The sequence below is a fragment of the Arthrobacter sp. Ld5 genome, assembly GCF_051172775.1.
In the GTDB taxonomy this organism is placed as follows: domain Bacteria; phylum Actinomycetota; class Actinomycetes; order Actinomycetales; family Micrococcaceae; genus Arthrobacter_D.
Map to the genome: position 1 here is coordinate 276,707 of NZ_JBPKBO010000024.1, position 22,869 is coordinate 299,575.

A 22,869-nucleotide genomic window follows, 5' to 3' on the forward strand; every position below is an offset into this window, starting at 1 on the left:
GGAACGATCATCAGTAAGCTGAGGATCAGCGCCCAGCCAGGGAGCAGACGCATCACGGAAGGTAGCACCATGAGCGAGAATTCCAGCGACACCCCGACCTCCGAGTCCGGGGAGCAGGCCGCCGAGCAGGGCGCCGAGCAGGCCGGCGCTCCCGACGAGCAGGACACCGGCGGCTACGGCGGACCCGCCACCGAGGACGAGGTGGCCCCCGGCTTCGAGGCGGACAACGACGGCGCGACCGGCACCTGAGCCGCCCGGCCTCTTGGCCCTGACGCACCACTAGGGTGGAGGCGTGACCACGCCCGCGCAGCAGCGCCCACTCAGGATCGTCCTCGCACCCGACTCCCTCAAGGGCAGCCTCTCCGCGCGGGAGGCTGCCCTTGCCATGTCCGCGGGGGTCACGGCGGCCGCCGCCCGCCTCGGCCACCCGGAGCCCGAGGTCGTCCTGATGCCCCTCGCCGACGGCGGTGAAGGGACGCTCGACGCCCTCCTCGCGGCCTGGCGGGTGGAGGCCCGGACCGCGCCCTGCCACGACGCCGCCGGCCGGGCCCGGACCGCGCGCTACGGTATCTCGGACGGATCAGGGGCTTACGGGGCACCGATCCGGGGCGTCCTCGAGGCGGCGGAGGCCAACGGCCTGCCGCTGGTCGCCGACCGCCCCCTCGACGCCCTCACCGCCACCAGCTACGGCGTCGGGGAGATCGCCGTCCGCCTCCTCGATGACGGCGCGGAGGAGATCCTGCTGTGCATCGGCGGGTCGGCGACCACCGACGGCGGCGTCGGCCTCCTGACAGCCCTCGGGGCGCGCTTCCTCGACGTTGACAACAACCCCCTCGCACCGGGCGGCGGCGCGCTGGGTGCCCTCGCGACGATCGACGTGACGGGCCTCCATCCCCGCGCCCGCGCCGTCCGGTGGCGCATCGCCGTCGACGTCGACAACCCCCTGTGCGGGCCGCGCGGCGCGGCGGCCGTGTTCGGGCCGCAGAAGGGTGCGACGCCGGACGACGTCGCCGTCCTCGACGCCGCCCTCGACCACCTCGCGCGGGTGGTCGCCGTCTCGACCGGCGTCGACATGCTCGACGTGCCCGGAGCGGGCGCGGCCGGCGGGCTCTCCGCCGTGCTCGTCCCCTTCCTGGGCGCCGAGATCGTCCCTGGTTCAGCGCTCGTGGCCGACGCCGTCGGACTCGCCGCTGCCCTGGCCGACGCGGATCTCGTGCTCACCGCCGAGGGCTCCTTCGACTCCCAGTCGCTCGGCGGGAAGGTGGTCCACGCCGTCGCGGCGCACGCCCCCGCGACGTGCGCCGTCGTCGTGATCGCCGGACGCGTCCAGCTCCCGGCCGCGCAGGTGCAGGAGGCCGGCCTGGCGGCGGCCTTCTCCCTGGCCCCGGGACCGGTGACCCTCGACGAGCTGATCGAGGGGGCCTCGCACCTCATGGAGGATGCCGCCGCGCAGGTGTACGGCGTCTTCGGAGCGGGCCGGGGCCAGATGTCCTGCTAGACGGTGATCTCGCGCTTGAGGATCTTCCCCGTGGGCCCCTTGGGCAGGGCCTCGACGAGCACCACGCGGCGCGGGTACTTGTAGGCGGCCACCCGCTCCTTCGCGAAGGCGGTGATCTCCGCCGCGAGGGCCTCGCGGGCGGCGTCGTCGGCCGGTGCGTGCTCGGCCCGGACGCCGATGACCGCCACGATCTCCTCGCCGTGCAGGTCGTCCGGTACGCCGATCACCGCGGCTTCCGCCACCGCCGGGTGCTCGTACAGGACCTCCTCGATCTCGCGGGGGTACACGTTGTAGCCGCCGCGGAGGATCACGTCCTTCTTGCGGTCCACGATGAACAGCAGGCCGTCCTCGTCCACGCGCGCGAGGTCGCCGGTGCGGAACCAGCCGTCGGGGATGGCTGCCTCGGTGGCCTCCGCGTTCTCCCAGTAGCCCTTCATCACGCAGTGGCCGCGCACGGCGAGTTCCCCCACCTCACCCTGGGGCACCTCGACGCCCTGCGGGTCGAGCATCCGCACCTCGACGCCGTCCACGGGGGTGCCGATGGAGCCGGGCTTCCGCTTCTGGCCGACGCGGTTGAAGGACACGATGGGTGAGGTCTCCGACAGGCCGTAGCCCTCCAGCAGGTCTGCCCTGAACACGCGCTCGAACTCGTGCAGCACCTCGACCGGCAGGGCGGAGCCGCCGGACACGGCCACGCGGACGGAGGAGAGGTCCGTGCCGGCCACGTCCGGGTGGCGCAGCATCGCCACGTACATGGTGGGGACGCCCTCGAAGATCGTCACGCGGTCCCGCTGGATGATCTCGAGGGCCTTGCCCGGTTCGAACCGTGGCAGCAGGGTGACGGTGGCGCCGGTCAGCACCGCGGCGTTCAGCGCGCAGGTCTGCCCGAAGATGTGGAAGAACGGCAGGCCCCCGAAGAGGACCTCGCCCTCGGCCGTCCCCATGAGGTCGCGGGAGATCTCGGTGTTACGGGAGAGGTTGGCGTGGGAGAGCGTGGCCCCCTTGGGCCGTCCGGTGGTCCCGGACGTGTACAGCACGACGGCGGTGTCCTCGCCGTCGAGCTCGACGACGCCCGGCGTGGGTTCGGCCGCGGAGACGCGCTCCAGGAAGGCGCCGCCGTCGACCGTCACCACGGCGACCTCACGGCCGGTCTCCGTCCCGGAGGCCTCGGCGCCGGACTGCGCCTCCTGGACGACCCCCTCCCAGGCGAAGACGAGCTTCGCCCCGGAATTCGTGAGGTGGTAGGCGACCTCGCGCCCCTTGAGGAGCGGGTTGAGGGGGACCACGACGGCGCCGGCCCGGAGGACGCCGTAGTACACGAATGCCATCTGCGGAATATTCGGCATGATGAGGGCCACGCGGTCACCGCGCTGCACCCCGTACTCCGCGAGGAGTGTGGCGACCTTCTGGCTGAGCACCTCGAGGGCGCCGAAAGTGACCTCGACGTCGTCGAGCTTGATGGCCACCGCCGAGGGGCTCCTCGTCGCAGTGGCCACGAGGTTGTTGGCGAGGTTCGACACGCGATCTCCTTTGATCTCGACGCTCTCCGGCAGGCAAGCTGCAACCGCCGGTGCGGATGTTACTGGTGGGTAGAAGTCTGTGGGATCGGAGGCCTCCATGCAACAGGACCCTCCCCGGTGCCCGGAGAGGGTCCTGTCACGCACGGCCCTCAGCTACCGGACGCCGCTCATGCCCTTCCTGATCGCGGGGGCCGCCGCGAGCAGCGCCGCACCCAGGATGATCGCCGTGATACCGCTGAACGCGAAGTACGGGACCTCGGTCTCCTCGGAGTACAGGCCGGCGAGCAGGCCGGACATCGTGGTGCCGAGCGAGATGGACAGGAAGAACAGGGCGAGCATCTGGGTGCGGAACGCCTCGGGCGCCAGCTTGGTGGTCACCGACAGGCCGATCGGGGAGATGAACAGCTCCGCGAAGGTGAACAGCAGCAGGATCGCGGCGAGGCCGATCAGCGGCGTGCTGTTGGGTCCGCCACCCGCGAACGGGATGAAGGCGAGGAACGCGACGCCCATGACGATCAGACCGAAGGAGAACTTCACGGGCGAGGACGGCTGGCGGCTGCCGAGCCGGGTCCACAGGGTCGCGAAGACCCCGGCGAAGATGATGATGAACACGGGGTTGATGGACTGCACCATCCCGGGAGGCATCTCCCACCCGAACAGGGTCCTGTCCAGGCGGCTCTCCGAGTAGAGCGCCACCACGGTGAACTGCTGCTGGAACAGGGACCAGAACGCGGCGCTGGCCACGAAGAGGGGCATGAAGGAGTACACGCGGCGCCGCTCGACGGCGGAGACCCTGCTGCTCGAGAGGATCACCGCGAAGTAGGCGATGGTCGCCGCGATCGCGGTGTACGCCATGACGTCCGCCAGGTTGCCGGCGTCGAGGAGCCCGGTGGCCAGTGCCGCGCCGAGGAGCGCGACGGCGGCCACGGCGATGCCGATCCAGCGCGGGTACTCGGCACGGGGCAGGGGGTTCTCGACCTCGTGCGCTGCCGCGGGGAGGTCCTTGCGGGTGAGGGAGTACTGGATGAGCCCTGCGGCCATGCCGACCGCGGCCAGGCCGAAGCCCACGTGGAAGCCGTAGGCGTCCCACGCCAGGTTCGTCAGCAGCGGGCCCACGAGGGCGCCGATGTTGATACCCATGTAGAAGATGGAGAATCCGGCGTCCCGCCGCTCGTCCCCGGACCGGTAGAGCGTGCCCACGAGCGAGGAGGCGTTCGCCTTGAGTCCGCCCGAGCCGACCCCCACCAGCACGAGGCCGGCCGCGAGTCCCGCCACGCCGGGCAGCAGGGCGAGGGCGAGGTGTCCGCACATGATGACGATGGCCGAGTAGAACAGCACCCGCTCCGAGCCGAGCACGCGGTCGGCGAGCCACGCGCCCAGGATCGTCGACAGGTAGACCCCGCCGCCGTAGGCGCCGACGAGCCCGGCCGCGAGTGCCGGGTCGAAGCCCAGGCCGCCCTCGGCGAGGGAGTACGTCATGTAGTAGAGGAGCAGCGCCTGCATCCCGTAGAACGAGAAGCGCTCCCACAGTTCGACACTGAAGAGATTGGCCAGCATGCGCGGGTGGCCGAGGAATTTCTTCCCCTCGAGATCAGCTGGGCGCTGCGTTGTACTCATTCGCTCCATGGTGCCGCGCAGTGCGGCGGGATGCAAAATCGCGGATCTACGGCCGATGCGCCTCGATGTGCGTGGCCGCGGCGAGGAGCTGCGCCTCCTCACCGGGGCGCCCGATGAGCTGCACGCTCATGGACAGGCCGTCGGGCAGGCGCAGGGTGGGCACGGTCACGGCGGGCAGGCCGCAGACGTTGACCATCGAGGTGTAGGGCGAGTACTGGCACTGCCGCAGGTAGTCGGTGTCGCCGTCGGCGTCGGTGTACCAGCCGACCGGCCGGGGGGTCATGGCGAGCGCCGGCGTCAGGATCATGTCGTAGCGGGAGTACTGCGCGATGGTGTCGTGTTCGAACTGCCGCAGGACGTCGACGGCGCCCGCGAGGTCCGCGGCGCTGCGCCCGAGCGCCCGGCGCCGCAGCACCCGCGTGATGTCCGTCAGGCGGTCCTCGCGGTCCGCGGGGATCGGGGCCGTGGCCAGTCCGGCCGTCCAGACGAGCTGGAAGGCGTCGTGGTAGCGGGGGTCGTAGCCGAGGTCGGCCTCGACGAGGTCGTGGCCGGCGCGCTCCAGCGTCCGGATGCCGGCGGTGAACGCGTCCGTGGCGGCCCCGTCGAGGGCGATCTCCAGGGCCCCGGCGAAGGGCGAGGCGGTGCTGACGCCGATGCGGAAGCGCCCCTCGGCGCGCAGGGCCGCGTCCGTGAAGGAGCCCGGGTAGCGGGAGGCCGCGCTCGTGGGCCGGTAGTTCGGTTCCTGCACCAGCGCGTCGAGGAGCAGGGCCGCGTCCACGGCGGAGTGTGCGAGGGGGCCGGCGACGACGAGCTGGCCGAGATCGGCCTGCCCGGACCCCGACGGCACGCGGCCCCGGTTGGGCTTCAGGCCCACCAGGCCGGTGGCGGCCGCGGGGATGCGGATCGATCCCCCGCCATCGGTCCCCGGGGCGAACGGGATCATCCCCGCCGCCACCGCCGCGGCGCTGCCGCCCGAGGAGCCGCCGGGGCTGAGCCGGCGGTCGAGGGGATTGCGGGCCGGCGGGGCGATGCGGTTCTCGCTGTAGCAGCTCAGGCCGAACTCGGGCACCTGCGTCTTGCCGAGGCTCACGGCACCGGCCCGGCGCAGCACCGCGGCGAGCGGGGCGTCCCGCTCGGCGACGGCGTGGTCGAGGGCGGCCGTGCCCAGCGTGGTCCGCACGCCGGCGACGTCGGTGAGGTCCTTGTGCGCGAGGGGCATGCCGTGCAGGGGCCCGAGGGGAGCGCCGGAGGCGCGGACGCGGTCGGCGTTGTCAGCGGCGCGGAGGGCGTCGTCGTGCGTGACCGTGACGAACGAGCCGAGCCCGGGATCCAGGTCGTCGATCCGCCGGAGGAAGTGTTCGGTGACCTCCCGCGCACCGGCGGCGCCGCGCGCCAGGGCGTCCCGGAGGGTCAGTGCGGAGAGTTCGTGGAGTTCGCTCATCAGGGACCACTATAGGAGCCGCCGGCCGCCGGCGGACCGTAGCAATGGCGACGCCCCGCCGGCCCGTGCAAAGGTAGGCGCATGAGCGACATCCAGAACATACCGGTGACGGCAGTACCCCAGGACGCCCGCATCCTCGACGTCCGCGAGCACGACGAGTGGGAGGCCGGGCACGTGGCCGGCGCGGTGCACGTCCCCCTCGCGGAGCTTCCGGACCGGATCGTGGAACTCGATCCGGAGGAGGACCTCCACGTGATCTGCCGCAGCGGCGGCAGGTCGCAGCGAGCCGCCGAATGGCTGGAGGGGAACGGCTACACGGCCGTCAACGTGAGCGGCGGCATGGGCGCTTGGCTCGAGGCCGGGAAGCCGATGGTCTCCGAGGTGGGCGGCGAGCCCACGGTCCTGTGACCGGCGCCGATCGCACGGACGCTCCCGCCTACGCGTACCTGGGACCCGAGGGCACCTTCACCGAGGCCGCATTGCTCCAGGTGCCCGGCGCGGCCGACGCCCGGCGCGTCCCCGCCGCGACGGTGGGGGCGGCACTCGACGCCGTCCGCGCCCGCTCGGTCGACGCCGCGATGGTGCCCATCGAGAACTCGGTCGAGGGCGGCGTGAGCGCCACCCTGGACGCCATCGCCGTGGGGGAGCCGCTGCGCATCCTCCGCGAGGAACTCGTGCCCATCACGTTCGTCCTCGCTGCCCGGCCCGGTACCCCCGTCGCCGCGGTCCGGCGCATCGCGACGCACGGGCACGCCTGGGCGCAGTGCCGGAACTGGGTCGACGCCCACGTGCGGGAGGCGGAGTACTTCCCGTCGTCGTCGACCGCCGCGGCGGCCTTCGGACTCGCCGGGGACGAGCACGGCTACGACGCGGCGATCTGCTCGCCCCTCGTCGCCGAACGACTCGGCCTCGCCGTCCTCGCCACGGACATCGGGGACGTCACGGACGCCGTCACGCGCTTCATCCTGGTGGGGACGCCAGACGCCCTGCCCCGCCGCACGGGAGCGGACAAGACCACCCTCGTGATCCCCCTGCCCGACGACCACCCGGGCGCCCTCATGCAGATCCTCGACCAGTTCGCGGCACGCGGGGTGAACCTGAGCCGCATCGAGTCGCGGCCCACGGGGCAGTTCCTCGGCGACTACTTCTTCAGCGTGGACGCCGACGGCCACGTCGAGGACGCCCGGGTGGCCGACGCCCTCAAGGGCCTGCACCGCATCAGCCCCGGCCTGCGGTTCCTCGGTTCCTATGCCCGCGCGGACCGCCGCTCGCCCGCCGTGGAACGCCACACCTCCGACGGCGCCTTCCAGGCCGCCGACGCCTGGCTCGAGGGGATCGTCCGCGGAGGGCGGACGCCGGAACGGGGAGCAGCCGAAAAACAGTAGGCTTAGTATCGAAGGTCCTCCTCCCACCGAAGGCTGGTTTCTCGATGGCTCGATTGCGGCGCAGCAATACGCGCAGGCCCGGTATCACCCGCCGACGGCACGGCAAGGGCTTCAGCTACCGCACACCCGACGGCGCGCTGCTCCAGGATCGCGACGAGGTGGAGCGCATCAGGGAACTCGTGATCCCGCCCGCGTGGAAGGACGTGTGGATCGCGCCCTACCCCAACGGGCACGTCCAGGCCATCGGGACGGACGACGCCGGCCGGCGGCAGTACCTGTACCACCCGGCGTGGCGGGAGCAGAAGGACCGCGAGAAGTTCGACCGGGCCCTGGACTTCGGGGCCAAGCTGCCGAGCGCGCGCCGCGCCATCACCCAGCACCTCCGCAGCGACGGCGTGCCGCGGGAGCGCGCCTTCGCGGCCGCGCTCCGGATCGTCGACGCCGGGGCCCTGAGGATCGGCTCGGCCCAGTACGCGGAAGCCAACGGGTCCTTCGGCGTCACGACGCTCCTGGTGGAGCACTGCACCGTCGAGGGGGACGTCGTCATGTTCGACTTCCCCGGCAAGAGCGGCCAGCAGTGGGACACCCGGCTGGAGGACGAGGACCTCGCCCGGGCGCTGCGACCCATGCTGGAGCGCGAGGACCCCGACACCGTCCTCGCCCACCGCACGGAGGACGGCGCATGGCACCACGTCGACGGTTCCCAGCTCAACGAGTTCCTGCGCCAGGTCACCGGCGGGCCGTTCACCGCCAAGGACTTCAGGACCTGGCAGGCCACCGTCGTCGCCGCCATGGCCCTCGCCAAGGAGGACCTCGGCGCCACGACCCGCACCGCACGGCAGAAGGCCGTCAGCGCCACCATGCGTGCCGTGGCCGACCACCTCGGCAACACCCCCACCGTGGCCAGGACCTCCTACGTGGACCCGCGGCTCGTGGACCGCTTCATGAGCGGGGAGGTCATCCCCATCACCTCCTACTCGGCCTCGGAGAAGGCCGTGCAGGAACTGCTCCGCGATTGACGCCGAGCATTTCAAACCATCCCGTTCCTCAGTACGCTGGCAGCGGGCGCCCAACGAGGAGCGCATCCTCCCAGGAAAGGCAGCATCATGAGCGAGAACTCGCACGAAGGACACATCGTGAACCCCAACAAGGGTGACGGCTCGACGTCGGATCCGAACTGGCACGGCGACGCCGGGGACCAGGGCAACGACCTCCGCTTCGCCGAGGAGCAGGCGCTGATCAACGAGCAGTCCGAGGGCGGCGCGACGGAGGTCACGCACACTGCGGAGGCCGGGGACGCCGTCGAGCACGAGGGCCACTACACCAGCGCCGAACCCGTCGGCGGTTCGGGCGGCTACACCTCCGCCGAGAACCCGGCCGAGGAGGGCGAGTACACCGACAAGGACCGGCCGCTCGTCGACCCTCCCGAGGGCGAGGGCGAATACACCGACCGCGACCGCTAGGAGCCCGCCCTGCGGGGCGTCAGCGCCGCCGCCAGGACGGGACCGGCGAGACGCCCGCTGGTGGTCCGGGAACCGGAGGCGGCACCCGGACCACCAGGGCCCCTGGATCCGCGCGGGCGGTCATCGACGTGACCGTCCCCGACGCGTCGCCGTCGAGCTGCGTGGCGATCGGTTCGCCGGACCACACGGAGACCTCGCGGGCGCGGTAGTAGCTGATCACCGGGGTGGGGCCGCGGTGCCGCAGGATGATCTTCGCGGCCATGAACGTCCAGCCGATCAGGCTGCGCGGACTGAGCACGACGACGTCGAGATACCCGTCGTCGATCCGCGCGGCGGGGACGAAGTCCACGCCCGCCGGCAGCTTCCCGCAGTTGGCCACCAGCAGGCTGCGCACCTTCCGTGTCTGCGGCGGCCGGCCGTCCAGGCTGATCGAGATGCGCCGGCGCCGGCCCGGCAGGTGCCGTACGCTCGCCTCGCTGTAGGCGAGCCAGCCGTACTTCTCCTTGAGGTCGTCCTTGGTGGACGCCATGACGCTCGCGTCGAAGCCGATCCCTCCCATCACGAGGAAGGGATGGTCCGACGCCGTCGTCGTCTGCTCGTTGCGGAGGGTGATCCGCGCCATGTCGATCCGCCGCTCGAAGCCGTGCAGTGCGATATTCAGGCATCCCGCGACGTCGTTGTACGGCAGGCCGAGGTTGCGCACCAGCAGATTACCGGTGCCCAGCGGCACCAGGCCCAGGGCCGCGGGTCGACGCGCGAGGGCCTCCGCGACGGCCCGCACCGTCCCGTCGCCGCCGGCCGCGAGCACGAGGTCCGCCCCGGCCGCCAGCGCCTGCCCCGCCTGCCCCGTGCCGGGATCCTCGAGCGTGGTCTCGAGGATGAGCGGCGGGATCCACCCGGCGTCGGAGCACGCCTGCTCGACGAGCGCCCGCGTGGCGGCGGCCTGCAGCTTCGTGGGATTCAGGACGAGGGCCACGCGCTGCGGCCCGCCGGCCGCCGGCACGGGCTCGTGGACGGACGCAGTGGGCGTCCTGGTCTGGTGGAGGCGCCGCACGGACCAGAAGGACTGGAGGGATGCGACGGCGGCGGACGCCGCGGCGGTCCCGGCGAGCAGTTTGCGGCGCATGGTCACCCACAATAGCGGCCCGGTCCGCCGGGCCGGGCGGACACCGGAGGTTGGGTAGTCTTAGCGGGTGATCGACGTCAACGACCTCCGCCTGAATCCCGAGCAGTTCCGAGCATCGCAGCGTGCCCGCAGGGCGGACGAGTCGCTGGTCGACGCCGTGCTCGCCGCCGACACCCGCCGCCGCGAGGCCGTGACGGGCTACGAGACGCTCCGCGCCGAGCAGAACGCGTTCGGGAAGCGCGTCGCCCAGGCAAAGGGCGAGGAGAAGCAGGCGCTGCTCGCCGAGGTCAAGGAGCTCGCCGGGTCCGTCAAGGCGGCCGCCGCCGCGTCCGAGGAGGCCAGGACCGAGCAGGAGACGCTGCTGCGGAAGCTCCCCAACCTCGTGCAGGACGGCGTGCCGGAGGGCGGCGAGGACGACTACGTGGTGGTCAAGACCGTCGGGACGCCCCGCGACTTCACGACCGAGGGTTTCGAGCCCCGCGACCACCTCGAGATCGGCGAGCTCATCGGGGCGATCGACATGGAACGGGGTGCCAAGGTCTCCGGTTCGCGCTTCTACTTCCTGAAGGGCGTCGGCGCGCGCCTCGAGATCGCGCTGCTGCAGATGGCGCTGGACCAGGCCATCGCCGCCGGGTTCACGCCCATGATCACCCCCACCCTCGTGCGCCCCGAGACCATGCAGGGCACCGGCTTCGACATCGCGCACGACGCCGAGATCTACCGGCTCGAGGCGGACGACCTCTATCTCGTGGGCACCTCCGAGGTCGCCCTCGCCGGGTACCACTCCGACGAGATCCTCGACCTCGGCGCCGGCCCCCTGCGCTATGCGGGCTGGTCCTCCTGCTACCGCCGGGAGGCGGGCTCGCACGGCAAGGACACCCGCGGGATCATCCGGGTGCACCAGTTCAACAAGGTGGAGATGTTCACCTACACCACGGTGGAGGACGCCCCGGCGGAGCACGAACGCATGCTCGCCTGGGAGGAGGAGATGCTCGCGAAGGTGGAGTTGCCCTACCGGGTCATCGACACCGCCGCCGGCGACCTCGGGATGTCCGCGGCCCGCAAGTTCGACTGCGAGGCCTGGGTCCCCACGCAGGGCGACTACCGGGAGCTGACCTCGACGTCGAACTGCACCACCTTCCAGGCCCGCCGGCTGAACATCCGCGAACGCCAGGAGGGCGGGGGGCAGAAGGGCACACGCGCCGTCGCGACCCTCAACGGGACCCTCGCCACCACGCGCTGGATCGTCGCGATCCTCGAGCACCACCAGAACCCGGACGGCTCGGTGACGGTCCCCGCCGCCCTGCGTCCGTACCTGAACGGACTGGAAATCCTTCCCGTCCTGTGAGGGCCGCCCTACCCGGGGGTCGGAGGCGTCTGCTTCACTAGGGAGTATGACTACCCTGACCAATGCCGGCATCGATGACCGGCAGGAGAACCGTACACAGCATCTGGTCGCCCTCGACGTCGACGGCACCCTCGTGGATCACGAGGGGAACATGACGGACGAGGTCCGCGACGCCGCGCAGGCCGTCATCGAGGCCGGGCACGACGTCATCATCGCCACGGGGCGCTCACTCGGGGCCACGCTGCCCGTGATCGGGCTCCTCGGCATCACGCGGGGATACGCCGTGTGCTCCAACGGGGGCGTGACGCTGAGGATCGACGCCGCCCTCCCCGAGGGGTTCGAGGTCATCGACCGCGTGACCTTCGACCCGAAGCCGGCCCTCAGCGCGCTGCGCGAGCGCCTGCCGTCCGCCAAGTACGCCCTCGAGGACGACCGCGGCAGGTTCCTCTCGACCGAGAGCTTCCAGGACGCGAGCTTCGGCTCGGAGGCGCAGAGCGTCGGATTCGAGGAGATGCTCGAGTCCCGCGCGGTGCGCGTCGTGGTCTTCAGCACCGACAGTTCCGCCGAGGAGTTCGGCGACGCCGTCGCGTCCATCGGCCTGCACGGGGTCACCTACTCGGTGGGCTGGACCGCGTGGCTGGACATCGCCGCGGCGGGCGTCACAAAGGCCAGCGCGCTGGAGGTCCTCAGGGACCGCCTCGGCACCTCCCGGGAGCTCACGGTCGCCGTGGGCGACGGCCGGAACGACATCGAGATGCTCCAGTGGGCCGGGCGCGGCGTGGCCATGGGGCAGGCGCCGGACGAGGTCCGCTCGGCCGCCTCCGAGGTCACGGGCAGCGTGTACGACGACGGCGTGGCGAAGATCCTCCGCTCCCTCGTCTGACCCGCCGCGACCGGTCCGGGGGCTCAGTAGGCCAGTGCGGCCGCGGGGAGGGACGCAGGACCGTGCGCGAGGTCCAGCAGCCGGGCCGCGGCGGGCCGTGTCGCCCACTCCTCCGTCCAGTGGGACCGGACGACGGCCCGGCTGACGGCCTGCGTGGTGATCCCCAGTTCCTGGGCCACGTACTTCTGCTGTCCCCGCGCCCCGGGCGTGAGGAGGTCCACGACGGCCCACTCGGCCTCCGTCCGCGTGGCGACGATCTGGCCGAGCAGGCGCAGGACGGCCTCCGCCTCGGCGGCGACCTCGCTGTCCGGGCCCGCGACCGCGAGGGGGATCCGCTCCCCGGTCCTCCGGGCCCGGTCCACCGCGCGGCGTGCGTACACGAGGCCGTAGCCCTCGGCGTCGACGAGGCGTTCGGGCACGGGCGGGGTGAGGCCGCCGACGCCGACGCCCACGTGCCAGCGCCGGTGGCGGAGCGCGCGGAGCGCCGCCTCCACCGCGGCCGTCGCCGAATCCACCACGCCCTGCACCTCGTCCCCGACCGACCGCTGGAACGGCACCGCGGCGGGCACGTCCCGCAGCACCTTCAGCAGGTCGGCGGTGAGATCCCCGACCTCACGCGAGTCGCGCTGGTTGATCGTCAGGACGTAACGCATGGCATCAGTATGGAGCCTGGAGGACCCGGGTCAACGCAAGTGCGTTGATTTCGTGCGGTTCGCGGCTAGCGTCCCTCGGGAGTCTCCGTGGCGTTGCTCGCCTCGACATCGACGGAGCGGCCCTGCGGCTCGTCCTCCTCGCTCGTGTCACCGAGATCCCTGAAGCGCTGGAGGGAGGCCTCGACCTCTGCCTCGGCCGCCTCGCGGCCCGCCCAGTCGGCGGCCTCGACCCACTTGCCCGGTTCGAGGTCCTTGTACTTCGTGAAGAAGTGCTTGATCTCCTCGAGCAGGAAGTCCGAGACGTCGGAGAGGTCCTGGATGTGGTCGAAGCGGGGGTCCGCGGGGACGCAGAGCACCTTGGCGTCCCCGCCGCCGTCGTCGACCATGTTGAAGACGCCGATGGGGCGCGATTCGACGAGGACGCCCGGGATGAGGTCGAAGTCCTGCAGCATCACCAGCGCGTCCAGCGGGTCGCCGTCCTCGCCGAGGGTGTTCTCGAAGTAGCCGTAGTGCGTGGGGTACTGCATGGCCGTGAACAGGACGCGGTCCAGGCGCAGGCGGTGGGTCTCGTGGTCGATCTCGTACTTGACGCGCGAGCCCTTCGGGATCTCGATGGTGACGTCGAGCTTCATGGCAACTCCTGGGGTAGGTCGATGGGCAGCCCGCGGCCGCGCCCTCGGGGACAAGGGGGCTCCGCCGGTCTACTGTTTGATCGTCAGCCCTAACATATCGGTCGTCCGCCGGTACCCGGGCATTCTCCGTACCTGCAGCGCTCCTGGCGGCACTGCGCGAAAGGACACCGCGTGCGCCCGCTCCGCCTGCTGACCGGCCTCCTCCTGGTCCTGGTCATGGCAGCGATAGCGGTCCCGGTGGCCACCCACCTCACGCCGGGGGTGCTGGCGGCGGTCGCCCCGCCGTCCCCGGTCGCCCCGCCGGTCACGCCGCCCGCCCAGATCCCGCCGACGGCCGTGGCGGTGCCCGACGTCGTCACGACGCTGTCGGCGTCCGCCCCGGTGCCGGACCCGGCGGTCCTGGGGCGGGACCTCGACGCGGCCCTGCAGTTCCCGGGGCCGGGCACCTTCGCGGCCGCCGTCGTCGACCCCACGGACGGGAGCGTCCTCTACGCCCGGGACGCCGGACGCCTCCAGGCGCCGGCCTCCACCATCAAACTGTTCACCGCGGTGTCCGCCCTGACGTTCGGGCAGCCGGAGCAGGTCCTGACGACGTCGGTCCTCGGCGCGGAGTCGACGCCCGGGGCCCTCTACCTCCACGGCGGCGGGGACGTCCTCCTCGGGGCCGGCGCGTCGGACCCGGACGCCGTGGTCGGCCGTGCAGGCCTCGGGACCCTCGCCGCGGAGACCGCCGCCGCGCTGCCGGGGACGGGGACCTACACCGTGTACCTCGACGACACCCTGTTCGTGGGGGCGCCCCTCAACCCCACGTGGGCGGAGGGGGACGTGGCGGCCGGCGAGATCGCACCGGTCCACGCGCTGGCCATCGAATCCGCCCGGCTCGGGGAGGGGAGCAGCGCCGGGCCGCGCTCCCAGGACGCGGCCCTCGACGCGGCCCGCGTGTTCACCTCGGCCCTCGTGGCGGCGGCCGCGGACCGCGGGGTCGTCGTCGTCCCGGAGGTGCAGCGGCGGACGGCGCCCGAGGACGCCGCACCGCTCGCGGCCGTCGACTCGGCGCCCCTGCAGGACCAGGTGCGGCGCATGCTGGAGGTCTCCGACAACTACCTCGCGGAGGCCCTCGCCCGGACCGCAGCGCGGGCGAGCGGCCGCCCGGCCTCGTCCGGTGGAGCCACGGAAGCGATCACCGAGGCCGCCGTGCGGGCCGGGGTCCCCGAGGAGGGGCTGCTGGTCGGAGACGCGGCGGGCCTGTCCACCCGGAACGCCGTCTCACCCGCGCAGCTGGCCGCGCTCATGCGCGGGATCGTCACGTCGGACCGTCCGGGCGTCGCCGCCGTCGCCGGATCGCTGCCCATCGCCGGACTCACCGGCACCCTCTCCTCCCGCTTCACGGCGGAGGACGGACCCGCCGCCGCCGGGGCGGGCACCGTCCGCGCCAAGACGGGGACACTCAATGCGGTCACCGGGCTCACGGGGCACGTGGTCACCGCCGACGGTCGCCTCCTCGTGTTCTCCTTCCTCGCGGCGGGGCTCGACGGCGCACCGGCCGAGGCGCGGGCCGCCGCCGACCACGCGGCCGCCGTCCTCGCCGGGTGCGGCTGCCGTTAGCGGCACCGCACCCGCGGGGTGGAGGGGCCGGCCCGCCCCCGCCGGAGGGATGTGATCGAATAGGCGCATGTCCAGGAACGAGTCAGCCACGCCCCGCCCGCAGCTGGTCAACTGGGATCTCGCGGCCTCCACGGCCGCGTCCCTGACCCCGCCCGGGCCCACCATGTCCCCGGTCGACATCACCCGCGCCGTCGAGAACATGCGCCACCTCGCCGCTGTGTCCGTGAACCATGTCCACGCGATCTCCCGGCTCGACGCGGCCCGCGACCTGCGGGACTCCGAACTGCTGGTCGTGGACCGCGCGTCCTGGTCCCGGGCCAATTCGCAGAGCTTCCGCGCGCTGCTGGACCCCGCACTGGACCAGCTGGCCGCGACGCGGCCCGAGGTCCTGAAGTCCGCGTCCCTGACCCTCGGCGGGACCGTCACCGGGGCGCAGCTCGGCGCGATCCTCGCGTTCCTCTCCAGCAAGGTCCTCGGCCAGTACGACCCGTTCGCGCCCCCGCGCGACGGGCTGGGCGGCCGGCTCCTGCTCGTCGCGCCGAACATCATCTCGGTGGAGCGCGAGCTGAACGTGGACCCGTCCGACTTCCGGCTCTGGGTGTGCCTCCACGAGCAGACGCACCGGGTGCAGTTCGCGGCAGCACCGTGGCTGAAGGACCACATGACCAGCCACATCGGGCAGCTGACCTCGGGCCTGCTGGACCAGGCGGACACCCTCTCGGAACGGCTCGGCGCCGCCGTCAGGAACATCACCACCGCCAGGGTCCGCTCCCGCGGCGAGGCCGCGGCGCGGACAGCGACCGACGGCGTGCCGCCGCGGCCCGCCGGGGTGCTCTCGATCCTGCAGGCCCCGGAGGACAAGGAGCTCCTGTCCCACCTCACCGCCGTCATGAGCCTGCTCGAGGGCCACGCGAACGTCGTCATGGACGGCGTGGACGGCAGCATCGTCCCCTCCGTCAAGACCATCCGCCGCCGTTTCAACGCCCGCGGCACGTCCCGCGGTCCGCTCGAGAAGATCATCCGGCAGCTCATGGGGCTGGACGCGAAGATGCGCCAGTACAGCGACGGCTCGAAGTTCGTCCGCCGGGTCGTCAGCCAGACCGGCATGGACGGCTTCAACGCGGTGTGGGAAGCGGCGTCGAACCTGCCCACCGAGCGGGAGATTCACGCGCCCGACGAGTGGATCGACAGGATGAGCCTGCGCCGTCATGGCTAGGCGCCCGCGCCTGCTCCCGGCGGTCGGCACTGCGCGCAACCTGCTCGCCGCGAGCCTGGAGGGACTCCTCGCGGAGCCGCCGCGGCGCGGCGGGCGCCCTGACGACGACGGCGCTGCGGCACCGGATTCCGCGGACCTCCCGCTCGTCCTCGTCGCCTGCAGCGGGGGACCGGACTCGCTGGCCCTCGCCGCCGTCGCGGTGCACCTCGCGCGCACCGGGCGGTGCCGGGTGGGCGCCGTCGTCGTCGACCACGGGTTGCAGGCCGGCAGCGCCGGGACCGCCGAGCGGGCAGCCGCCGCGGTCCGGGGCCTCGGGCTCGACCCCGTGAAGGTGCGTCGCGTCAGCGTCGAACACGGCGGCGTCGGCCCGGAGGCCGCCGCCCGCGGTGCCCGCTACGCGGCACTCGACGACGCCGCGTCCCGGCTCGGGGCCGTCGCCGTCCTGCTCGGCCACACGCTCGACGACCAGGCGGAGCAGGTGCTCCTGGGCCTCGCCCGCGGTTCCGGCACCCGGTCCCTGGCGGGCATGCCGGAGCGCCGCGGCCCCTACCGGAGGCCGTTCCTCGACCTGCGCCGGGCCGACACGGAGGCGATCTGCGCCTTCTACGGGCTGGACCCGTGGCACGACCCCACCAACCTCGACCCCTCCTACGCGCGCTCCCGCGTCCGCGGTGAGGTGCTGCCCTTCCTGGAGGACCGACTGGGACCGGGCATCGCGCGCGCGCTGGCACGCACGGCGCGCATCCTCGGGCAGGACGCCGACCTCCTCGAGCAGCTGAGCGCCGACGCGTACGCCTCCCTGCGCACGGAGGGCGACGACGGCACGGTGCTCCTCCCGGAGGATGGCCTGCGGGCGCTGCCCGCCGCGCTCCGGCAGCGTGTCCTCGCGCTCGCCGCGCTCGAACTCGGCGCCTTCCAGCCGAGCTTCGAACGCCTCCGCGCCGCCGAATCGCTGCTGGAGCGGAAGGGTTCGGCCGGGCCGGTGCAGCTGGGCGGGAAGGTGAGCGTGCACCGCCAGGTGCGGGGACGATCGGTTCTTCGCGGAGAACCAAGCTATGGCAGTCTTGTTCTACGGAACAATGGCAGCGACAACGGTCCCGGCGGGAAGCAGTACCGCCGCCCAATCCAGGAGTAATCGGTGGATTCGAACGACGTCCAGGCAGATCTCAAGCACGTCCTCTACACCCGGGAGGAGATCCAGCAGCGGATCAACGAGCTCGCGCGGCAGATCGACACCGACTACCAGGGTCGCGACATCCTCCTCGTCGGTGTGCTCAAGGGAGCGGTGATGGTCATGGCCGACCTCGCCCGGGCCCTGAACTCCCACATCACGATGGACTGGATGGCAGTGTCCTCCTACGGGTCGGGCACGCAGTCCTCCGGCGTCGTGCGCATCCTCAAGGACCTCGAGACCGACCTCATGGGCAAGCACGTCCTGATCGCCGAGGACATCATCGACTCCGGCCTCACGCTCTCCTGGCTCAAGGCCAACCTGCTCTCCCGCGGCCCCGCCTCCGTCGAGATCTGCACCCTCCTGCGGAAGCCCGACGCCGCGAAGGTCGAGATCGACGTCAAGTACGTCGGCTACGACATCCCGAACGAGTTCGTCGTCGGCTACGGCCTCGACTTCGCGGAGAAGTACCGCAACCTCGACTTCATCGGCACCCTGGCGCCGCACGTCTACGAGTAGGTTCCGCGCCCGCCGCCGCTACGCCGGCAGGGGAACTATTGCCCCGATCCGCGCGTGGTCAATCTCGGACGGTGTATATGTTGAGGTGCTCAGGGGGCACCCGTACGCCGATGCGCCCGCACATTTTTACTTGCATCAGCAGGAGGGACAGGGCTCGGCGCCCTGAGACGAATGAAATTCAAGAACATCTTCAAGGGGCCCATCTTCTGGATCGTCCTCGCCGTCGTGGCGCTCCTGCTCGTCCTGCCCAGCCTGTTCGGCACGGGCAGCTCGCGCGTCGACACGAACGTCGGCCTCCAGCTCCTCGAGGATGACCAGGTGGCCCAGGCCAAGATCTACGACGGCGAGCAGCGCGTGGACCTCACCCTGCGCGAGGACTACGAGGACATGGGCAAGAGCGTCCAGTTCTTCTACAGCACCGCGCGGGCGGAGGGCGTGGTCGACGCCATCGACGCCTCGGACACGGACGGCTTCACCGACCAGCCCGCCGAGAGCAACTGGCTCCTCAGCCTGGCCGGCCTGATCGTCCCGATCCTCATCCTCGGCGTCATCTTCTGGTTCCTCCTCAGCCGCATGCAGGGCGGTGGCTCCAAGGTGATGCAATTCGGCAAGTCCAAGGCCAAGCTCATCACCAAGGACATGCCGCAGGTCACGTTCAACGACGTCGCCGGCGCGGACGAGGCGGTCGAGGAACTGCTCGAGATCAAGGAGTTCCTCCAGGAGCCCGCGAAGTTCCAGGCCCTCGGCGCCAAGATCCCCAAGGGCGTGCTCCTCTACGGCCCTCCGGGCACCGGCAAGACCCTGCTCGCCCGTGCGGTCGCCGGCGAGGCCGGCGTGCCGTTCTACTCGATCTCGGGCTCCGACTTCGTCGAGATGTTCGTCGGAGTCGGTGCGTCCCGCGTCAGGGACCTGTTCGAGCAGGCCAAGACGAACGCACCCGCCATCATCTTCGTCGACGAGATCGACGCCGTCGGGCGTCACCGCGGTGCCGGCGTGGGCGGCGGCAACGACGAGCGCGAGCAGACCCTCAACCAGTTGCTGGTCGAGATGGATGGCTTCGACGCCAACACCAACGTGATCCTGATCGCCGCCACCAACCGCCCCGACGTGCTGGATCCCGCGCTCCTGCGCCCGGGGCGCTTCGACCGCCAGATCGGCGTCGAGGCACCGGACATGAGGGGCCGCGAGCACATCCTCACCGTGCATTCCAAGGGCAAGCCGATGGCGGGCGGCGTCGACCTCAAGGGCGTCGCCAAGAAGACCCCCGGGTTCACGGGTGCCGATCTCGCGAACGTCCTCAACGAGGCCGCGCTCCTCACGGCACGCTCCAACGCGCAGCTGATCGACGACCGCGCCCTCGACGAGGCGATCGACCGCGTCATCGCCGGGCCGCAGAAGCGCAGCCGTCTGATGAAGGAACTCGAGCGGAAGATCACGGCCTACCACGAGGGCGGGCACGCCCTCGTGGCCGCGGCCCTCCGCAACACGGACCCTGTCACCAAGGTGACCATCCTGCCGCGCGGACGCGCTCTCGGGTACACGATGGTGATGCCGAGCGACGACAAGTACTCGGTGACGCGCAACGAGCTCCTCGATCAGCTCGCCTACGCCATGGGTGGTCGGGTCGCCGAGGAGATCGTGTTCCACGACCCCTCCACGGGCGCGTCCAACGACATCGAGAAGGCCACCGGCACCGCGCGGAAGATGGTCACCCAGTACGGGATGAGCGAGCGCATCGGCGCGGTGAAACTGGGCCAGGGCGCGGGGGAGCCGTTCCTCGGACGCGACATGGGCAGCGACCGCGACTACTCCGACCAGCTGGCCCTCGTGGTCGACGAGGAGGTGCGCCGGCTGATCGACAACGCGCACGACGAGGCCTACCAGATCCTCACCGAGAACCGCGACGTCCTGGATCGCCTCGCCCTGGAACTGCTCGAGCGCGAGACGCTCAACCAGGCCGAGATCGCCGAGGTGTTCACCAACGTCCGGAAGCGCGAACTCAGGGAGGTCTGGCTGTCCAAGCAGACCCGCCCCGTGCACTCGCTGCCCCCGGTCACCTCGCGCCGGGAACGCGCGGAGGCCCTCGAGGGGGGTCAGCCCGCCCCGGAGACCGTGGCGCCGCAGGACCAGATCGCCCACGCGAACCTCCCGAACGACTTCGACGTCCACGAAGCGGAGCTGCCGACGCCCGAGCCGTCGGAGAACGGTCCGCGCAGCAGTGCGGGCGGGACGGAGCGCCCGGGAAGCACGGACAGCACGGACAGCTGATGCTGCCGGCCTGCAGAGGACGACGCCCGGCCGTGCGGCCGGAGGCGGAGGAGTGCCACACCGAGAGGGAGAGCCCGTGACGGATTTCGACGACGAAGTAGTGGATGCGGTCCTGGCGGCCACCGGATCGCCCGTCGACCAGCCCCGCATCCAGCGGGCGGTCCGGGAGATCCTCGCGGCGATCGGGGAGGATCCGGAGCGCGACGGGCTGCTCGACACGCCGAAGCGGGTGGCGAAGGCCTACGCTGAGATGTTCTCGGGGCTGCATCAGGACGCAGGGGAGGTCCTCTCGACGTCCTTCGACATCGACCACCAGGAACTGGTGCTGGTGAAGGACATCCCCTTCTACTCCACCTGCGAGCACCACCTCGTGCCGTTCCACGGCGCGGCGCACGTCGGCTACATCCCCTCGGAGGACGGGCGCGTCACGGGCCTGAGCAAACTCGCGCGGCTCGTCGAGGTCTACGCGCGGCGCCCGCAGATCCAGGAGAGGCTGACCAGCCAGATCGTTGATGCGATGATGGAACACCTGACACCCAAGGGCGCGATCGTCGTCATCGAGTGCGAGCACATGTGCATGTCGATGCGTGGGGTGCGCAAGCCCGGTGCCAAGACCGTCACGTCGGCCGTCCGCGGCCAGCTGCGCGAGACCGCGACGCGCGCCGAGGCCATGAGCCTCATACTCGGAAGGTAGGACCGAACCGCATGGATTCACTCGCCGCAACGCCCGGAACGGGACCGGCCACCTCGCCGCTGCCCGTCATCCGGCCCGTCCGCGCCCCCAGGACGGTCCGTGACCTCCCGTCGGACCGCGCGGTCGTCCTCGGCATCCTGAACGTCACCCCCGACTCGTTCAGCGACGGCGGGCGGTACGCCACGACGGACGACGCCATCGGCCACGGGCTGCGGATGCACTACGGCGGGGCGGACATCATCGACGTCGGCGGGGAATCCACGCGCCCCAACGCCCGTGAGGTGCCGGTCGAGGAGGAACTGACGCGCGTCCTGCCCGTCGTCGCGGCGCTCGTGAAGGCCGGGGCGCTCGTGAGCATCGACACCATGCACGCGGAGACCGCCCGGCAGGCCCTCGACGCCGGCGCCGCGATCGTGAACGACATCTCCGGCGCGGGCCACGAGGACGCGATGCCGGCACTGGTCGCCGAGCGCCGGGTCCCCTACATCCTCACCCACCGCCGCGGCACCGCCGCGACCATGGGCTCCCTGACGGAGTACGACGACGTCGTCGCCGACGTGGTGCGCGAACTCACGGCCCTGCGGGACCGCTTCGTGGCCGCGGGTGTCGCCGCCGAGCAGATCATCCTCGACCCCGGGCTGGGCTTCGCGAAGACCGACGAACAGAACTGGGAGATCCTCCGGAACCTGGACTCCTTCACCGGTCTGGGGCACCGGGTCCTCGTGGGCGCCTCCCGGAAGCGGTTCCTCGGAACCCTGCTGACCTCGGCGGGGAAGGCCGCAGCACCCGTGGAGCGCGACCACGCCTCCCTCGCCGTCGCGACCCTGGCGGCGGCGGCCGGCACCTGGGGGGTCCGCGTCCACGACCCCGCCGCGACCCTCGACGCCGTCAAGGTCGCAGCGGCCGCCGGCCCGCGGCCGTGACCACGGCCGCGACCGTGCCGCCGGCCGGCCGGTCGGGCTCGCCGTCCGGGGACCTCGACACCGTCTCCCTCACGGGCATCACCGCCACGGGCTACCACGGCGTCTTCGAGCACGAACGCCGCGACGGCCAGCCCTTCGCGGTGGACCTCACGCTCCATCTCGACCTGCAGCCCGCGGGGACCAGCGACGACCTCGCCCGGACCGCGCACTACGGCGAGGTCGCGGAACTGGTGCACGGCATCATCGAGGGCGAGCCCTTCGACCTCATCGAGGCCCTCGCCGAGACGATCGCCGCTGCGGTCCTCGCGGCGTTCCCCGTGGCGGCCGTCGACGTCACCGTCCACAAGCCGAAGGCCCCCATCACGGTCCCGTTCGGCGACGTGGCCGTGACGCTGCGCAGGAGCCGGGCATGAGCGGCACCGTGCGGTCGGTACTGGCCCTCGGCAGCAACCTCGGGGCCAGCCGCGACACCCTCGTGCGTGCCGTCGCGGACCTGGTCGGGTCGGACGACGTCCGCCTGCACTCCGTCTCACCCGTGGTGCGCACCCGGCCCGTCGGCGGCCCGGAGCAGCCCGACTACCTCAACATGGTGATCGAGGTCGAGACGGACCTGGGCCCGTACGAGCTGCTCGCCCACTGCCAGGCCGTCGAGGAGCAGCACCACCGCACCCGGACGGTGCGCTGGGGTCCGCGGACGCTCGACATCGACATCATCACCTACGGGACCTGGGTCTCCGACGACCGGAACCTCACCGTCCCGCACCCGCGTGCGGCGACCCGCGCGTTCGTCCTGCAGCCCTGGGCGTGGATGGACGCGGGGGCGCGGCTCGGGGGACGACGCGTGGCCGACCTCGCCGCCGAGGCCGAGGACCTTCCGGGCCTGGTGCCGTTCGAGGAAGCCTAGGAC

General features: G+C 71.9%; 23 protein-coding genes. 17 read left to right on the forward strand and 6 right to left on the reverse strand.

Features of this window, described 5'->3' with window-relative positions:
- Positions 1–69: 69 nt before the first annotated feature.
- Both ACSGDB_RS14285 and ACSGDB_RS14290 read left to right on the forward strand, forming a co-directional pair.
- A complete protein-coding gene (locus ACSGDB_RS14285) occupies positions 70–249 on the forward strand; it encodes a hypothetical protein (RefSeq protein WP_434995533.1) in 180 nt (59 codons plus the stop codon).
- 43 nt (positions 250–292) lie between these two features.
- Positions 293–1,498: a glycerate kinase gene (locus ACSGDB_RS14290; protein ID WP_434995534.1), complete on the forward strand. Its 1,206-nt coding sequence runs from the start codon at positions 293–295 to the stop codon at positions 1,496–1,498.
- Here the strand turns inward: ACSGDB_RS14290 and ACSGDB_RS14295 are convergent.
- From ACSGDB_RS14295 to ACSGDB_RS14305, 3 genes are all read right to left on the reverse strand, one after another.
- On the reverse strand, positions 1,495–3,018 hold the full coding sequence (locus ACSGDB_RS14295; protein WP_434995535.1) for a long-chain-fatty-acid--CoA ligase: 1,524 nt from the start codon (positions 3,016–3,018) through the stop codon (positions 1,495–1,497). The genes ACSGDB_RS14290 and ACSGDB_RS14295 overlap by 4 nt on opposite strands.
- Positions 3,019–3,171: 153 nt before the next feature.
- The gene (locus tag ACSGDB_RS14300; RefSeq protein WP_434995537.1) at positions 3,172–4,635 is read right to left on the reverse strand and encodes a peptide MFS transporter; all 1,464 of its coding nucleotides are present in this window, start codon (positions 4,633–4,635) and stop codon (positions 3,172–3,174) included.
- Positions 4,636–4,681: 46 nt separating this feature from the next.
- Positions 4,682–6,076 (reverse strand): amidase, encoded by a 1,395-nt coding sequence (locus ACSGDB_RS14305; protein WP_434995539.1) that lies wholly within the window; start codon positions 6,074–6,076, stop codon positions 4,682–4,684.
- Positions 6,077–6,157: 81 nt separating this feature from the next.
- Between ACSGDB_RS14305 and ACSGDB_RS14310 the strand changes: the two genes are divergently transcribed.
- The 4 genes from ACSGDB_RS14310 (at position 6,158) to ACSGDB_RS14325 (ending at position 8,924) form a co-directional block, all read left to right on the forward strand.
- Positions 6,158–6,484: a rhodanese-like domain-containing protein gene (locus tag ACSGDB_RS14310; protein WP_434995540.1), complete on the forward strand. Its 327-nt coding sequence runs from the start codon at positions 6,158–6,160 to the stop codon at positions 6,482–6,484.
- Positions 6,481–7,461 carry a prephenate dehydratase gene (gene pheA, locus ACSGDB_RS14315; RefSeq protein WP_434995542.1) on the forward strand — a complete coding sequence of 327 codons (981 nt, stop codon included), beginning with the start codon at positions 6,481–6,483 and terminating at the stop codon, positions 7,459–7,461. The genes ACSGDB_RS14310 and pheA overlap by 4 nt, the downstream gene beginning before the upstream one ends.
- Before the next feature lie 44 nt (positions 7,462–7,505).
- Positions 7,506–8,480: a DNA topoisomerase IB gene (locus tag ACSGDB_RS14320; RefSeq protein ID WP_434995544.1), complete on the forward strand. Its 975-nt coding sequence runs from the start codon at positions 7,506–7,508 to the stop codon at positions 8,478–8,480.
- A gap of 87 nt (positions 8,481–8,567) precedes the next feature.
- A complete protein-coding gene (locus ACSGDB_RS14325; RefSeq protein ID WP_434995546.1) occupies positions 8,568–8,924 on the forward strand; it encodes a hypothetical protein in 357 nt (118 codons plus the stop codon).
- 19 nt (positions 8,925–8,943) lie between these two features.
- Here ACSGDB_RS14325 and ACSGDB_RS14330 read toward each other — a convergent pair whose 3' ends face one another.
- Positions 8,944–10,050, reverse strand: a complete 1,107-nt coding sequence (locus tag ACSGDB_RS14330; protein ID WP_434995548.1) for a diacylglycerol/lipid kinase family protein — start codon at positions 10,048–10,050, stop codon at positions 8,944–8,946.
- A 67-nt stretch (positions 10,051–10,117) separates the two neighbouring features.
- Between ACSGDB_RS14330 and serS the strand changes: the two genes are divergently transcribed.
- Positions 10,118–11,398, forward strand: coding sequence for a serine--tRNA ligase (gene serS / locus ACSGDB_RS14335; protein ID WP_434995549.1), 1,281 nt, complete (start codon positions 10,118–10,120; stop codon positions 11,396–11,398).
- A gap of 46 nt (positions 11,399–11,444) precedes the next feature.
- A complete protein-coding gene (locus ACSGDB_RS14340) occupies positions 11,445–12,281 on the forward strand; it encodes an HAD family hydrolase (protein WP_434995551.1) in 837 nt (278 codons plus the stop codon).
- A gap of 23 nt (positions 12,282–12,304) precedes the next feature.
- Here the strand turns inward: ACSGDB_RS14340 and ACSGDB_RS14345 are convergent, their stop codons facing one another.
- Entirely contained in the window at positions 12,305–12,934 is a 630-nt protein-coding gene (locus tag ACSGDB_RS14345) for a hypothetical protein (RefSeq protein ID WP_434995553.1), read from the reverse strand.
- A gap of 65 nt (positions 12,935–12,999) precedes the next feature.
- Entirely contained in the window at positions 13,000–13,566 is a 567-nt protein-coding gene (locus ACSGDB_RS14350) for an inorganic diphosphatase (RefSeq protein ID WP_434995554.1), read from the reverse strand.
- 171 nt (positions 13,567–13,737) lie between these two features.
- Here ACSGDB_RS14350 and dacB point away from each other — a divergent pair, with 171 nt between their 5' ends.
- The 9 genes from dacB to folK all read left to right on the forward strand — a co-directional run bounded on the left by dacB (position 13,738) and on the right by folK (position 22,866).
- Positions 13,738–15,171 carry a D-alanyl-D-alanine carboxypeptidase/D-alanyl-D-alanine endopeptidase gene (gene dacB, locus ACSGDB_RS14355; RefSeq protein ID WP_434995555.1) on the forward strand — a complete coding sequence of 478 codons (1,434 nt, stop codon included), beginning with the start codon at positions 13,738–13,740 and terminating at the stop codon, positions 15,169–15,171.
- A 67-nt stretch (positions 15,172–15,238) separates the two neighbouring features.
- Entirely contained in the window at positions 15,239–16,387 is a 1,149-nt protein-coding gene (locus ACSGDB_RS14360) for a zinc-dependent metalloprotease (protein ID WP_434995556.1), read from the forward strand.
- The gene (tilS, locus tag ACSGDB_RS14365) at positions 16,380–17,522 is read left to right on the forward strand and encodes a tRNA lysidine(34) synthetase TilS (protein WP_434995557.1); all 1,143 of its coding nucleotides are present in this window, start codon (positions 16,380–16,382) and stop codon (positions 17,520–17,522) included. The genes ACSGDB_RS14360 and tilS overlap by 8 nt, the downstream gene beginning before the upstream one ends.
- Positions 17,523–17,525: 3 nt before the next feature.
- Entirely contained in the window at positions 17,526–18,077 is a 552-nt protein-coding gene (gene hpt, locus ACSGDB_RS14370) for a hypoxanthine phosphoribosyltransferase (RefSeq protein ID WP_434995558.1), read from the forward strand.
- Positions 18,078–18,248: 171 nt separating this feature from the next.
- Positions 18,249–20,345, forward strand: coding sequence for an ATP-dependent zinc metalloprotease FtsH (gene ftsH, locus ACSGDB_RS14375; protein WP_434995559.1), 2,097 nt, complete (start codon positions 18,249–18,251; stop codon positions 20,343–20,345).
- Between the two features lie 76 nt (positions 20,346–20,421).
- Entirely contained in the window at positions 20,422–21,039 is a 618-nt protein-coding gene (gene folE / locus ACSGDB_RS14380; RefSeq protein ID WP_434995561.1) for a GTP cyclohydrolase I FolE, read from the forward strand.
- Positions 21,040–21,050: 11 nt separating this feature from the next.
- A complete protein-coding gene (gene folP, locus ACSGDB_RS14385; protein WP_434995562.1) occupies positions 21,051–21,962 on the forward strand; it encodes a dihydropteroate synthase in 912 nt (303 codons plus the stop codon).
- Complete coding sequence (gene folB / locus ACSGDB_RS14390; RefSeq protein WP_434995563.1) at positions 21,959–22,375, forward strand: dihydroneopterin aldolase; 417 nt, start codon at positions 21,959–21,961, stop codon at positions 22,373–22,375. Before folP ends, folB begins: the two co-directional genes overlap by 4 nt.
- Entirely contained in the window at positions 22,372–22,866 is a 495-nt protein-coding gene (gene folK, locus ACSGDB_RS14395) for a 2-amino-4-hydroxy-6-hydroxymethyldihydropteridine diphosphokinase (RefSeq protein ID WP_434995564.1), read from the forward strand. Before folB ends, folK begins: the two co-directional genes overlap by 4 nt.
- The last annotated feature ends 3 nt before the right edge of the window (positions 22,867–22,869 follow it).

What these genes read in the sequence shown, in the direction of transcription:
- ACSGDB_RS14320 (WP_434995544.1), top strand. Translation starts at nt 7,506, where the DNA reads ATGGCTCGATTGCGGCGCAGCAATACGCGCAGGCCCGGTATCACCCGC.
- ACSGDB_RS14285 (WP_434995533.1), top strand. Translation starts at nt 70, where the DNA reads ATGAGCGAGAATTCCAGCGACACCCCGACCTCCGAGTCCGGGGAGCAG.
- ACSGDB_RS14325 (WP_434995546.1), top strand. Translation starts at nt 8,568, where the DNA reads ATGAGCGAGAACTCGCACGAAGGACACATCGTGAACCCCAACAAGGGT.
- folK (WP_434995564.1), top strand. Translation starts at nt 22,372, where the DNA reads ATGAGCGGCACCGTGCGGTCGGTACTGGCCCTCGGCAGCAACCTCGGG.
- folP (WP_434995562.1), top strand. Translation starts at nt 21,051, where the DNA reads ATGGATTCACTCGCCGCAACGCCCGGAACGGGACCGGCCACCTCGCCG.
- ACSGDB_RS14345 (WP_434995553.1), bottom strand. Translation starts at nt 12,934, where the DNA reads ATGCGTTACGTCCTGACGATCAACCAGCGCGACTCGCGTGAGGTCGGG.
- ACSGDB_RS14350 (WP_434995554.1), bottom strand. Translation starts at nt 13,566, where the DNA reads ATGAAGCTCGACGTCACCATCGAGATCCCGAAGGGCTCGCGCGTCAAG.
- ACSGDB_RS14340 (WP_434995551.1), top strand. Translation starts at nt 11,445, where the DNA reads ATGACTACCCTGACCAATGCCGGCATCGATGACCGGCAGGAGAACCGT.
- ACSGDB_RS14300 (WP_434995537.1), bottom strand. Translation starts at nt 4,635, where the DNA reads ATGAGTACAACGCAGCGCCCAGCTGATCTCGAGGGGAAGAAATTCCTC.
- ACSGDB_RS14305 (WP_434995539.1), bottom strand. Translation starts at nt 6,076, where the DNA reads ATGAGCGAACTCCACGAACTCTCCGCACTGACCCTCCGGGACGCCCTG.
- ACSGDB_RS14330 (WP_434995548.1), bottom strand. Translation starts at nt 10,050, where the DNA reads ATGCGCCGCAAACTGCTCGCCGGGACCGCCGCGGCGTCCGCCGCCGTC.
- ACSGDB_RS14310 (WP_434995540.1), top strand. Translation starts at nt 6,158, where the DNA reads ATGAGCGACATCCAGAACATACCGGTGACGGCAGTACCCCAGGACGCC.
- tilS (WP_434995557.1), top strand. Translation starts at nt 16,380, where the DNA reads ATGGCTAGGCGCCCGCGCCTGCTCCCGGCGGTCGGCACTGCGCGCAAC.
- ACSGDB_RS14360 (WP_434995556.1), top strand. Translation starts at nt 15,239, where the DNA reads ATGTCCAGGAACGAGTCAGCCACGCCCCGCCCGCAGCTGGTCAACTGG.
- ftsH (WP_434995559.1), top strand. Translation starts at nt 18,249, where the DNA reads ATGAAATTCAAGAACATCTTCAAGGGGCCCATCTTCTGGATCGTCCTC.